The organism is Ruegeria sp. BF6, from assembly GCF_056538665.1.
Genome location: NZ_JBQFTN010000001.1, coordinates 459051 through 471507, shown reverse-complemented (window position 1 = coordinate 471507; position 12457 = coordinate 459051). Strand labels below are relative to the sequence as shown.

Below are 12457 nucleotides of genomic sequence, written 5' to 3'. Positions count from 1 at the left end.
TCTTCTTATCCCTATACCGGGCCGCTGGGCGTTAACGCGAGGACAAAGGGCACTGCCACAAGGGCAGACAGCAATATGACCCCGAAGGATTTCCAGAGCGATCCGAACTTATGCGCTTCATTCAGGAAATGGAGCGTGACGTAAAGGCTCAACACAGCTGTCGCGAGAGTGATTACGACGATCAACAGCGGAAGCACGAGCAACGATACCAGCGACAAAACCAACCCGGCGATCTGCAGGTATTGCAGCCAGACTGTCAGAAGAAAAACGTCGTCGAAGGTCCCGACACCGCCAAGCAAACGCCCGAACATCAAAAACGCCAAGATACTCAGCATAATGGCTCCGGCTGAACGAGCAAGGATCAGCAACACCGGCTCGGTCGCGGGAACGGGTTGGTCCGGAGGGATCGGCAGCAGTTGCGCAACCCCTACCTGAAGCAGGCAACTCAAAACCACGGCCAGAAAAAACCCCAGCCACAAAACCTCGCGCCTGGGGCGCTTGGCCAGCAACAGGCGTGCGGTCTGGGCCGGGTTGGTCACCGTCAGAACCGCAAGGTTGGCAAGGGACGTAGAATTCATTCCAACCGCCTTTGCGCTTGTCTGAGACCGGCCAGCCAGAACCACACAAAGATCCCGAGCCAGATCAATCCAACCAAGGTCAATGCCGGGCCGGGTCCAACGAACCCGGCGACCAAGCCGTTCAACAGCACCAGAGGCGTTGATGCCAACAGCGCCCAGAAAAGTGAAAGCCGGGCTCCGTAGGCTGTTCCGCGCCCTCCAGCCAACCGGGCAGCGCCATAGGACATAAAAGCCAGAAAATAGAAAAACAGCGGCAAGATGATAACCGTGCCCAACAAGGCCCCACCCATCAGCATGTTCAGCTCAAGCCCTTCCAGATGCGCCCGCCGGGCAAGGCTGGGAAGCTGCGCGATAAAAGCTACCACGCAGAATCCCATTACAAAGATCAGCGCTCTGTCTTCCCGTTCACCCGAGTCCAGAAGCCGACGCACTACGCGCCCCGGCCCCCGGTACGTGGCCACGATATCCGATGTGACAGGCATCAGCTGCGCCGCGCCAGCCAGCCTTCCAAACGGGTCACGATCGCATCGGCCAGTTCGTTGTCTTCGATCTCGTCCACCGCCTCGGCCAGAAAGGCCAGCGTCAGCATATTGGTGGCATCCTTGACCGGAACCCCGCGCGAGCGCAGGTAAAACAGGGCCGTCTCGTCGATCGCACCCGAAGTGGAACCGTGTGAACACGCGACGTCATCGGCATAGATCTCAAGCTCGGGCTTGGCCAGAAACTGGCTGTCATCATCCAACAGCAGCGACTGGCTGATCTGATAGCCATCGGTTTTCTGCGCGCCTTCCTTTACAAGGATCTTGCCCTGGAAAACACCGGTGGCGCCGTTGCGCAGAACCTTCTTAAACACCTGACGGCTTTCGCAGTTCACCGCGTCATGGGTGATGAAGACGGTATCGTCGTGATGGAAATCCCCATCGCCAACGCAGGCACCGGCCACATGGGCCACCGCATCGTCACCGGTCAGTTCGACGACCTGCTCGTTACGAGTCAGAACGCCATTTGCGGTCAGGGTGAACGACTTATAGGTCGATTCCCTGCCCAAACGGGTGAACATATGAGTCATCGCCCGACGCTCGTGATCGCGACCCTGCGCACGCACGTGATGCAGCGTGCCGTTGTCGGCAATGTCGATCTCCATGCATTTGTTGAAACGCGACGCTGCCGGGCCATTTTCCAGGATCGTCACTTCGGCACCGCTTTCGACGCGGACAATATGGTGCAGCATGGCATCCGACGTTTCTGACGCATGACGATAGATCAGGCTGATCGGCTTGGACGGCTTGCCGGTGACGTGAATCGCTACGCCATCTTCTGCAAAGGCCGTGTTCAGCGCTGCCAAAGGCCGTTGCACCGGAGACTGCCCACGCGCCTCAAGAACGCCGTACAGTTCCTTGGCCCAGTGAATATCCTTGCAGCAGATATCCTCGATCCGATCAATGTTGACGCCTTCCAGCTCCAGTTCATCCGATTCCTCGGCGCTGAACACACCGTCGACGAAGACGATTTTCAATCGGTCTATATCGCCGAACAATGTCTCCTCATCCGTGTGAAACAGCGCGGCATGCGGAGCTTCCGGCGAAATCAAAGTGTCTGGGCGCGTGTATTTCCAGTACTCGTCGCGCCGTCCGGGCAGTCCCATCTCCAACACGCGCGCCAGAGCATCTTCACGCGCGGCACGCGTGCATCCGGCATCGGGCATGGTCAACGCGGCCAACCGTTCCTCGGTCGCGGTCTGTTTTGCTTGCGGCAAAGCCATTAGTTCACCTCGGCCAGAATGTCGGCGTAACCGTTATGTTCAACTTCCAGTGCCAGTTCAGGGCCGCCAGATTTCACGATACGACCATCCGCCATGATATGAACGACATCAGGTTTGATGTGGTCCAGCAGACGCTGATAGTGGGTGATGACCAGGAACCCGCGTCCCTCATCACGCAGAGCGTTCACACCTTCCGACACCAGCTTCATCGCGTCCACATCAAGACCCGAGTCGGTCTCGTCCAGGATGCACATTTTGGGCTCCAGCATCGCCATCTGCAGGATTTCGTTACGCTTTTTCTCACCACCTGAGAAGCCGACGTTCACCGGACGCTTGAGCATATCCGCGTCGATTTTCAGCGATTTGGCCTTAGCACGCACTTCTTTCAGGAATTCGGCAGCGGACAGTTCTTCTTGTCCACGTGCCTTGCGCTGCGCGTTCACGGCGGTCCGCAAGAAGGTCATGTTGCCTACGCCCGGAATTTCAACCGGGTACTGGAACGCTAGGAAGACACCTGCGGCGGCGCGCTCTTCCGGTTCCATCTCCAGCAGATCCTCACCGTCCAGCGTGGCCGAACCTTCGGTAACATCATAACCATCACGCCCCGATAGCACATAGCTGAGCGTCGACTTCCCCGAGCCGTTCGGCCCCATGATCGCGTGTACCTTGCCAGCCTCAACCGTCAGGTCCACACCTTTCAGGATCTGCTTGTCTTCTTCTTCAAGTTGCACGTGCAGATTTTTTATTTCAAGCATGGTGGAGTTCCGTTTCCTGGATGTTCATTGAAAAGCGCTCCAAAAGGTTCGACTGGCTTTTTTCAATACCGTTCTGGTAGGCCAGCGAAGCCGGAGGCTCGTTCTTTGCTTGTTTCGCTATGTCTCCAACCTCAAGAGGCGGAGCCAAAGCGCGTTCAATTCCGGTTGCGTAGTCATAAAATTTCAGACCCGGTTTGCGGTGTATTTCGTTCAGCGCGAACCAGTGGTTGGTTACCCCGAAACTGTCCGCAACGATCAGCCCGTGCAGGCTTGATGAAAAGACCTGCGCGCAGGCCGCGATTTCGGCACAGACAACCCGGGCAGGACGCCTTGTATCAATCAGCCGGAACCTGGGGTCCGATGCGATCAGGGCTGCAACGGCCGGATCGTCAACCTCGCCGTGATGCGGGATAATGCCTACGACATCCTGTCGGTCCGCGACCGTGCCGTAGACATCCCTGGCCAAAACACCCGGGTCACCAAAAGCGACATTCTTCAGTTCCAAAAGGGATGCCGTAATCGGGCCACGTACAACTTTCGGAGGTTTAACCGCGTCGAGAAACTTGGTATTCAACGGCGCCATGCAGCCACTGCCCCAGATCACGGGCTTCACGGGAGACCCCCGTCCCAGCGCACCACGGCTGACAAAAGCCATGATTGAACCGATCCCAAACAGGTCGGCTTTCACTGGTTTCGCCCAGACAACATCACGGCCCGACACATGGGCCACGACGTCCCGCGACAAGTCATCGCCGAAATTTGCGGCTTGGTTCCACCAATACAGCTTGATTGGCGCTGCCTCAGGCTGTGGCGTCGAGTGTTCCATACCTATCCCAGAACTTTCCTAAGCAGACGCGCAGCAACCCAACCAAGGACTGCCCCGATTCCCACCGCCCAGACCGGGTTGATGAAAGCCATGTAGAAGATGTTGACGTAGGCCACCCCAAGCAGGCCGCCCAAAACCGGCAGTGCATATCCAAGCCAGGTCAGCACATCATCTCTCTGGATGCTTTTCCGGGGTGTCCGCGCCATCAACCGACAGAGCCTTCCAGCGAAATTGCCACCAGTTGCTGCGCTTCCATGGCAAACTCCATCGGCAGCGCCTGCAGTACGTCCTTGCAGAACCCGTTAACGACCAGTGCCACGGCCTCTTCCTCGTCCATGCCGCGCTGGCGGCAGTAGAACAACTGGTCATCATCCACCTTGGATGTCGTTGCCTCATGTTCCACGCGCGAAGAGTTGTTTTTGACCTCGATATACGGAACCGTGTGCGCCCCGCATTTATCGCCGATCAGCAAGCTGTCACACTGCGTGTAATTCCGGCTGTCCTTGGCCTTGGGGTGCATAGAGACCAGACCACGATAGGTGTTCTGCGCTTTACCCGCGCTGATACCCTTGGACACGATGCGCGACTTGGTGTTCTTGCCCAGATGAACCATCTTGGTGCCGGTGTCGGCCTGCTGATAGTTGTTGGTGATAGCGATCGAGTAGAACTCACCTTGGCTGTCATCGCCGCGCAGGATGCAGGACGGGTATTTCCAGGTCACGGCCGAGCCGGTTTCCACCTGTGTCCACATCACTTTGGATCGGTCGCCACGGCAATCGGCGCGTTTTGTCACAAAGTTGTAGATACCGCCCTTCCCGTTTTCATCCCCGGGGAACCAGTTCTGAACGGTCGAGTACTTAACTTCAGCGTCTTCCTCGACGATGATTTCAACCACGGCCGCGTGCAGCTGCGCAGTGTCGCGCTGGGGTGCGGTGCAGCCTTCCAGATAGGACACGTACGAGCCCTTGTCGGCGATGATCAGGGTGCGTTCAAACTGACCGGTGTTCTCCGCGTTGATGCGGAAATAGGTGCTCAGCTCCATCGGGCAGCGGACGCCCGGCGGGATGTAAACGAAGGACCCGTCCGAGAACACGGCCGAGTTCAGCGTGGCGTAGAAGTTGTCCGACACCGGAACCACGGTGCCCAGATACTTCTTAACCAGTTCAGGATGATCCTTGATCGCCTCGGAGATGGAGCAGAAGATCACGCCGTGCTTTGCCAGTTCGTCCTTGAAGGTCGTACCCACGGAGACCGAGTCGAACACCGCGTCCACCGCGACCTTGCGGCCTTCTGCGGGCATGTCTTCAGCGCCTTCAACGCCCGCCAGAATCATCTGTTCTTTCAGAGGGATACCGAGCTTTTCGTAAGTGGCCAGCAGTTTGGGATCGACCTCATCCAGCGATTTCGGCTTTTCCTCCATCGATTTCGGACGGGCATAGTAATACTGGTCCTGAAAGTCGATCGGCGGGTAATGCACCATCGCCCATTTCGGTTCTTCCATCTTGGTCCAGCGTTCAAAAGCCGACAGACGCCATTCGGTCATCCACTCGGGCTCTTCGTTTTTCTCAGAGATCAGGCGGACGATATCCGGGTTCACGCCCTTGGGCGCATATTCCATCTCGATATCGGTATCCCAGCCGTATTTGTAGGTGCCAACCTCGCGCACAGCATCCACGGTTTCCTGATCGACACCTTCTTTTACCTGGGTCTGGTCCAAAGCGGCCATATCCTTCACTCCGTCAAATCACGCGGCACGCGCGCGATGCTTTTTCTCTTTTTCAAGCCACGCTTCGGCGAAGCGCAGCACATCTTCCTGCGTAGTCAAAGGGCCAAGCGACACGCGTATCGCGCTGGCTGCCGAGACCTCGTCATATCCCATTGCCGTAAGAACCGCGCTGGCGCGCACCTTGCCGCTGGAACAGGCCGAACCCGCGCTGACCGCAAAGCCCGCCAAGTCCATCTGCATCACTTGCGTTTCTCCCTTCCAGCCGGGGGTTGCGAAACACAAGGTATTGGGCAGGCGATCCTGATCTTTCCCGACAAAAATAGTAGATTTAGAACCAGCCTCAAGGGCCTTTTCTAGAATATTTCTAAATTCTTGAACCTGCTCCCAAACGCCATTGGCCAAATCCCGGGCCGCGGCCTCAGCCGCAGCCCCGAACCCCGCGATTCCAATGACATTTTCCGTACCCGAACGACGGCCCATTTCCTGACCTCCCCCCTTGATCTGGGCAGGCAGGTCCGTGCCGCGTTTCATCACGACAGCGCCGATCCCCTTTGGGCCACCTAGCTTATGGGCCGATACCAACGCCATCTGGGTATCCAGCCAGTTGAACGCAACGGGCAGTTTGCCAAACGCCTGCGTCGCATCGGTTACGGCTACCCCCTTGGGAAGCTTCTGAACAATCCCGGTCTCCGAATTGACCAGTTGCAGGGTCGAGTTTTCCGGCTCTGACACCTGCACCTGACCGGACATCGCTACGGGTAGATCCTCGGAGATCCAAGCCCTTACAGCGTCATGCTCAATAGACGATCCATGCAGGTTCCGCCCCCCAAGCGCCAGCGCTGCCCCTTCGGTTGAGCCCGAGGTGAACACGATATCCGCCCCATCCGCCCCAAAAGCGGATGCGATTTGCGCCCGCGCGCGTTCAACCACCGCCTTGGCCGCGCGCCCTTCTGCATGAACCGAGGACGGATTTCCGCAGAGTTCCATCGCCGTAATCATCGCCTCACGCGCTTCGGGTCGAAGTGGGGTTGTCGCGTTGTGATCCAGGTAAATGCGAGTCACGGATTCACCTTTTTCCAAATGCGAATAACCGCGTTGCCGGATTTCTGACGCATCACATCACTCATCCACAACGGCGAACAGACTGGGCACCGCAGGGCACGGAGCAAGATCGTTTTTAATCACATCCGACAACCGCGTCTGGTGCAGGAATACATAGACATGCGCACTCAGGCTTTCCCACAGACGGTTGGTCAGCGATTGCGCCCGGCTTCCTGATGATGCGCCGGACGCCCCTGCACCTTTTTGCAACGCATCAACCGTTTCATCTACGGCCGCCAGAACCTCGACCACGCGAATTTCCGATGCGGGGCGCGCCAAGCGATAGCCTCCACCCGGCCCCCGAACCGAGGACACCAGATCAGCGCGACGCAGCTTGACGAAAAGCTGCTCCAGATACGGCAGAGAGATATCCTGCCGCTCCGAGATTTCCCCCAGTGTCACCAGGGTATCCTGAGGCTGAGTCGCAATATCGGCCAGTGCAACCATTGCGTAACGACCCTTGGTCGAAAGCTTCATTGTCTTTTCCTCTTGGCAGGTACCGCGCGAAAACATTGACGCCGCCGCTGCCAGTGCGTATCTCCGACAGGCAGCAACTTGCGTAAAGCAATACAATTAGAACCGTTCTAAGGTGCCTGACGATAACCGTCAAGTATATCCCGGCACCAAGAAGAAAAAGACAGGACCAAAGCACACATGCCCGAGGTGATTTTTCCCGGACCCGAAGGCCGCCTGGAAGGCCGTTACCACCCGCAAAAGGAAAAAGACGCACCGATCGCCATCGTGCTTCACCCGCATCCACAATTTGGCGGGACCATGAACAACAAGGTCGTCTACAACCTGCATTATGCGTTTTACAACATGGGCTTTACCGTGTTGCGCTTTAACTTCCGCGGCGTCGGCCGCAGTCAGGGCGAATACGATCAGGGCGTGGGTGAGCTGAGCGATGCGGCCTCGGCGCTCGATTACCTGCAGTCGATGAACAACAACTCGAAACACTGTTGGGTCGCGGGGTTCTCCTTCGGCGCGTGGATCGGGATGCAATTGCTGATGCGCCGCCCGGAAATCACCGGGTTTATCAGCGTATCGCCGCCTGCCAACATGTACGATTTTTCGTTCCTGGCACCCTGCCCCTCGTCCGGTCTGATCATAAACGGATCTTCCGACCGGGTAGCCCCCCCGGCTGACACCACCTCGCTGGTGAACAAACTTCACGAACAAAAGGGCATCACCATCACTCATAACGAGGTGGAGGGCGCCGATCACTTCTTCCAGGATCGCCACATGGACACGCTGATTACCGACGTCAGCGACTATGTGAAACGCCGCCTGACCGAGAACACGCGCTGATGTCTGACACCATCACCACCCTCGCCTCGAAACTGGCCGAGGACACAATGAAAGTGATGGACGAAACCGGGGACGACCGTTTCTTTGTCGAAGTGGGCGACCTTTTGGGGGCGTCCTCTCAGACCTTGGAAGAGGCGTTCCTGACCGAAATCCGCGTCCGGCTGGCCGAACGCAAGGCCCGTAAATTCGTGATCCAGAAACTGACGGATCACCGCGCCAAGACTAAAGCGATCGAGAAACAATGACTGAAAGACTGTCTGCGCAGATCGAATTCCTGAAACGCGCGGACAGCCTGAAATCGGTTGATCGCGCCAACTTTCTGCTGGATCAGTCCCGCCAGGAGAATGCTGCTGAGCATAGCTGGCAACTGGCGCTTTGGGCGCTGGTGATGCAGCCTTTGGCCGGTGTTGACGTCAGCGTCGACCGGGTCATCCGAATGCTGTTGCTGCATGATTTGGTCGAAATCATCGTTGGTGACCATCCTATCCATCTGCAAACCGACTGGCAGGCCGTCGAGCGGCTTGAGAATACCGCTGCAGCCGAGTTGTTCGGCCTGTTACCCGCGGATCAGGCTGCGGATTGTCTTGCCCTGTGGCAAGAGTTCGAAGCCGACCAGAGCCCGGACGCAAAATTCGCCAAATATCTGGATCGGTGCCAACCGATGTTTCAGGTTCTGTGTGCGCCCGACCCACTGCCCGAACACAGGGCAATCGTGCGGGACAATCTGAACGGTGGGCGAGCGGCCTATCTGAAGACCGAATTTCCCGAGGCCCACGCTGCCGCCCGGAGCTTGCTGGATAGCGACCAACCGACGGAAACCACATTCTCGACCCGCCTCGCCTTTCTGGCAGAAACCGACCAGTTGAAGTCGGTCTACCGCGCCTCACGCCTGCTCAGCGGTGAGCGGTTCGAAAACTCGGCCGAGCATTCCTGGCATATCATGCTGTTCGCGTGGATTCTGGCGGAACACGCGGCCCCCGGCGTTTCGATCGACCGTGCGCTGAAAATGCTATTACTACATGACATTGTGGAGATCGATGCCGGAGATCACCCTATCCACGGTCAGGTTGACCACACCGTGCAAGCGGCCGAGGAACAGGCCGCCGCCGAACGTCTGTTCGGGTTGCTTCCGGATGATCAGAAAACGGGCTTTATGTCCTTGTGGTCCGAGTTCGAAGCGGCCGAAAGCCCGGATGCCCGGTTCGCCAAAGCCATAGATCGCTTTCAGGCCCCGGTCGGCAATCTTGCCACGGGCGGTGGTTCATGGGTGGACTACAATGTCACATTCGCCCAAATCGAACAGCGGGTCGGCACCCCGATACAGCGCGGCGCACCGGGCCTTTGGACATGGCTTCAGCCGCAGCTTGATGCCTTTTTCGCCGCCACTACCGATACGTAGAAAAAAGAAAAAGAGGCCCAAGGACCTCTTTTTCCTGTGTTTCAGCAGACGCTCAAACCTGATCACTATCTAACCGTTCAACAAAACTGGCCGCGTTTTTGTCGACGGACCCCCCGCCAGCAAGCCACCCAAGCGCCACAATCAACGCCGAAACAAAGACGATATACTTTGCAAATTTCGTCATGAAAAACACTCACATACAAAAACCTTTAAAAACAAAGGCTTTTTATCACAGAGCATTCTCAAAAAATAGTCAGGTTATCCTGACCTTACGAAAGGCCAGCACTAATGACGTAGCGTCTTCACACAGGCGGCGGCATCGAAATTTCACTTGCCCGTTTGACTGATTTCGTGCTCAACCTCGCAAAACTTCTGTCGAGAAATGCACCGTGCCCCACGCTTATCTGATCCTTTTTCTGGCGGTCATTGCTGAGACCATCGGCACTACCGCGCTGCAAGCCAGCCAACAATTCAGCCGCCTCTGGCCCTCCGTTCTGGTCGTTATCAGCTATGGCGTCGCCTTCTACCTGCTAGGTCTGACACTAAAATTCATGCCAGTCGGCATCGTCTATGCGATCTGGTCCGGTCTTGGCATCGTTTTCATCGCGATCATCGGCTTTATCGTCTTTGGACAGAGATTGGATTGGCCAGCAGTCATTGGCCTTATGATGATTCTGACCGGAATTCTGATCATTCACCTTTTTTCCAAGACCGCTGGCCACTGATCTCCGGTTAGGGCTGGCCTATTTGATAAAACCGCGCTATGCGCGCGGCAACTTCCCGTTCAAAGGCTGACCTCTCATGGACCTGCGCAATATCGCAATCATCGCTCACGTGGACCACGGCAAGACGACCCTGGTAGATGAGCTGCTCAAACAATCCGGCGCGTTCCGGGAAAATCAGGCCGTCGCTGAACGTGCGATGGACAGCAATGACCTCGAGCGCGAGCGCGGGATCACTATCCTCGCCAAGGCCACCAGCGTCGAGTGGAAGGGCACACGTATTAACATCGTCGATACCCCCGGACACGCCGATTTCGGCGGTGAGGTCGAGCGCATTCTCAGCATGGTCGACGGCGTGGTCCTGCTTGTCGATGCTGCCGAAGGTCCGATGCCTCAGACCAAGTTTGTGACCTCCAAGGCGCTGGCACTTGGCCTGCGTCCCATTGTGGTTCTGAACAAGGTCGACAAGCCCGACGCTGAACCCGACCGCGCGCTGGACGAATGTTTCGACTTGTTCGCAAACCTCGGTGCCGATGATGATCAACTGGACTTTCCGGCCATGTACGCATCGGGCCGTTCGGGCTGGGCTGACATGGAGCTGGACGGCCCCCGCAAGGACCTGAACGCCCTGTTCGACCTGATCGTCGATCACGTCCCTGCGCCCAAACAAGCCGACAAAAAAGGCGAACCCTTCCGGATGCTGGCCACCACGCTGGGCAGTGACCCGTTCATCGGGCGCATCCTGACCGGACGCGTGGAAAGCGGCACGCTGAAAGCCGGTGACAGCCTCAAGGCGCTGAGCCGTGACGGAACGCTGATCGAAAACTTCCGCGCCTCGAAAATCCTGGCTTTCCGTGGCCTGGCGCAACAGCCCATCGACGTGGCCGAAGCCGGTGACATCGTCACCATCGCAGGCATGAGCAAGGCCACAGTAGCCGACTCGCTAGTGTCGCCGCAGGTTGAAGAGGCCCTGCCCGCCCAACCCATCGATCCGCCGACCATCACCGTGACCTTTGGCATCAACGATTCGCCTCTTGCCGGTCGTGATGGCAAGAAGGTACAGTCGCGTGTCATCCGAGATCGCCTGATGAAAGAGGCCGAATCGAACGTGGCAATCCGCATCACCGACACCCCCGGCGGTGAGGCATTTGAGGTTGCCGGTCGCGGCGAATTGCAGATGGGCGTTCTGATCGAGAATATGCGGCGTGAAGGCTTTGAACTCAGCATCTCGCGCCCGCAGGTTCTGTTTCGCGACGAAGACGGCCAGCGCATGGAGCCTATCGAAGAAGTTACCATCGACGTGGACGACGAGTTTTCAGGCGCGGTGATCGAAAAGGTTACTGGTGCGCGCAAAGGCGAATTGGTTGAGATGCGCCCCGCCGGTGCTGGCAAGACCCGGATCATCGCACATGTACCGTCACGCGGCCTTATCGGTTACCACGGCGAGTTTCTGACTGACACCCGCGGCACCGGTGTGTTGAACCGCGTGTTCCACGGCTGGGCGGCCCATAAAGGACCGATCCCGGGCCGTCGTGCAGGTGTCCTGATCTCGATGGAGAAAGGTCAGGCCGTGGCTTATGCCCTGTGGAACCTCGAAGAGCGCGGCCGCATGTTTGTTGGCCCCCAGACCGATGTCTATCAGGGCATGGTAATCGGCGAGCATTCACGCGACAACGACCTTGAGGTGAACCCGCTCAAAGGCAAAAAACTTACTAATGTGCGCGCCAGCGGTTCTGACGACGCGGTCCGGCTGACACCTCATGTTCAGTTTTCGCTGGAAGAAGCTATCGCATATATCGACGATGACGAACTGGTCGAGGTTACACCGAACGCGGTACGCCTGCGTAAACGCTTTCTGGATCCGCACGAACGCAAACGCATGGCTAAGTCTGCCTAAGGTTGACAATGGCGTCGTTCACAAATGTGAAACAATACTACAACAGTGGCAGATTTACATCCAAAGTATGCCACTGATACACGGTACAGCCCGCCGGATTGGCGGGCTTACTTTTTGTTTCTTGGTTTATTTCTACCTTAAGTTGCATTTTTCAAACCCACTCTACCATTACTCCTCTTGAAATTGTGTCCAAAAACGGATGTAATAAAGGAATAAATGTGGCACGATAGTATTACCATTTAATGTGTCTCCGCAATTTGTGCGGCAAAGTGTGTAACGAGTTTTGAAGGAGTGGCGCCATGCGCGTGAAGTCTCGACTATTGTCTATTGTATTTGTTTCAGCGACATTCCCACTGATCACAGCCAGTGCGGCGCTAGCAGAA

15 protein-coding genes are annotated in these 12457 nt (G+C 57.1%); 5 read left to right on the top strand and 10 right to left on the bottom strand.

The window, feature by feature from the left end; translation table 11 throughout:
* Nucleotides 1–11 precede the first annotated feature (11 nt).
* Genes ACR0IM_RS02350 through iscR form a run of 9 tightly spaced genes read right to left on the bottom strand, consistent with a single transcriptional unit; the run spans nt 12 to nt 7225 of the window.
* Nucleotides 12–578, bottom strand: a complete 567-nt coding sequence (locus ACR0IM_RS02350; protein WP_480680708.1) for a YIP1 family protein — start codon at nt 576–578, stop codon at nt 12–14.
* Entirely contained in the window at nt 575–1060 is a 486-nt protein-coding gene (locus tag ACR0IM_RS02345; RefSeq protein WP_480640364.1) for a YIP1 family protein, read from the bottom strand. Before ACR0IM_RS02345 ends, ACR0IM_RS02350 begins: the two co-directional genes overlap by 4 nt.
* On the bottom strand, nt 1060–2340 hold the full coding sequence (gene sufD / locus ACR0IM_RS02340; protein ID WP_480680707.1) for a Fe-S cluster assembly protein SufD: 1281 nt from the start codon (nt 2338–2340) through the stop codon (nt 1060–1062). Before sufD ends, ACR0IM_RS02345 begins: the two co-directional genes overlap by 1 nt.
* The gene (gene sufC / locus ACR0IM_RS02335; RefSeq protein ID WP_480680705.1) at nt 2340–3095 is read right to left on the bottom strand and encodes a Fe-S cluster assembly ATPase SufC; all 756 of its coding nucleotides are present in this window, start codon (nt 3093–3095) and stop codon (nt 2340–2342) included. Before sufC ends, sufD begins: the two co-directional genes overlap by 1 nt.
* Nucleotides 3088–3921 carry a polysaccharide pyruvyl transferase family protein gene (locus ACR0IM_RS02330; RefSeq protein ID WP_480680704.1) on the bottom strand — a complete coding sequence of 278 codons (834 nt, stop codon included), beginning with the start codon at nt 3919–3921 and terminating at the stop codon, nt 3088–3090. The genes sufC and ACR0IM_RS02330 overlap by 8 nt, the downstream gene beginning before the upstream one ends.
* Nucleotides 3922–3923: 2 nt before the next feature.
* Entirely contained in the window at nt 3924–4088 is a 165-nt protein-coding gene (locus tag ACR0IM_RS02325) for a hypothetical protein (protein WP_480680702.1), read from the bottom strand.
* Nucleotides 4089–4126: 38 nt separating this feature from the next.
* Nucleotides 4127–5647 (bottom strand): Fe-S cluster assembly protein SufB, encoded by a 1521-nt coding sequence (sufB, locus tag ACR0IM_RS02320; RefSeq protein ID WP_480588913.1) that lies wholly within the window; start codon nt 5645–5647, stop codon nt 4127–4129.
* 18 nt (nt 5648–5665) lie between these two features.
* On the bottom strand, nt 5666–6709 hold the full coding sequence (locus tag ACR0IM_RS02315) for a cysteine desulfurase family protein (protein ID WP_480680700.1): 1044 nt from the start codon (nt 6707–6709) through the stop codon (nt 5666–5668).
* Between the two features lie 57 nt (nt 6710–6766).
* Nucleotides 6767–7225: a Fe-S cluster assembly transcriptional regulator IscR gene (gene iscR, locus ACR0IM_RS02310; protein WP_480588917.1), complete on the bottom strand. Its 459-nt coding sequence runs from the start codon at nt 7223–7225 to the stop codon at nt 6767–6769.
* Between the two features lie 177 nt (nt 7226–7402).
* On the opposite strand from iscR, the gene ACR0IM_RS02305 reads away from it, so the two are divergent.
* Genes ACR0IM_RS02305 through ACR0IM_RS02295 form a run of 3 tightly spaced genes read left to right on the top strand, consistent with a single transcriptional unit; the run spans nt 7403 to nt 9455 of the window.
* The gene (locus ACR0IM_RS02305; RefSeq protein WP_170413326.1) at nt 7403–8056 is read left to right on the top strand and encodes an alpha/beta hydrolase; all 654 of its coding nucleotides are present in this window, start codon (nt 7403–7405) and stop codon (nt 8054–8056) included.
* Entirely contained in the window at nt 8056–8301 is a 246-nt protein-coding gene (locus ACR0IM_RS02300) for a hypothetical protein (RefSeq protein ID WP_480588919.1), read from the top strand. The genes ACR0IM_RS02305 and ACR0IM_RS02300 overlap by 1 nt, the downstream gene beginning before the upstream one ends.
* Complete coding sequence (locus ACR0IM_RS02295) at nt 8298–9455, top strand: HD domain-containing protein (RefSeq protein ID WP_480680699.1); 1158 nt, start codon at nt 8298–8300, stop codon at nt 9453–9455. Before ACR0IM_RS02300 ends, ACR0IM_RS02295 begins: the two co-directional genes overlap by 4 nt.
* A 52-nt stretch (nt 9456–9507) precedes the next feature.
* On the opposite strand, the gene ACR0IM_RS02290 is transcribed toward ACR0IM_RS02295, so the two are convergent.
* The gene (locus ACR0IM_RS02290; RefSeq protein WP_480588923.1) at nt 9508–9639 is read right to left on the bottom strand and encodes a hypothetical protein; all 132 of its coding nucleotides are present in this window, start codon (nt 9637–9639) and stop codon (nt 9508–9510) included.
* A 205-nt stretch (nt 9640–9844) separates the two neighbouring features.
* Between ACR0IM_RS02290 and ACR0IM_RS02285 the strand changes: the two genes are divergently transcribed.
* Nucleotides 9845–10180 (top strand): SMR family transporter, encoded by a 336-nt coding sequence (locus ACR0IM_RS02285; RefSeq protein ID WP_480588925.1) that lies wholly within the window; start codon nt 9845–9847, stop codon nt 10178–10180.
* 76 nt (nt 10181–10256) lie between these two features.
* Complete coding sequence (typA, locus tag ACR0IM_RS02280; protein WP_480588927.1) at nt 10257–12074, top strand: translational GTPase TypA; 1818 nt, start codon at nt 10257–10259, stop codon at nt 12072–12074.
* Nucleotides 12075–12457: the final 383 nt, after the last annotated feature.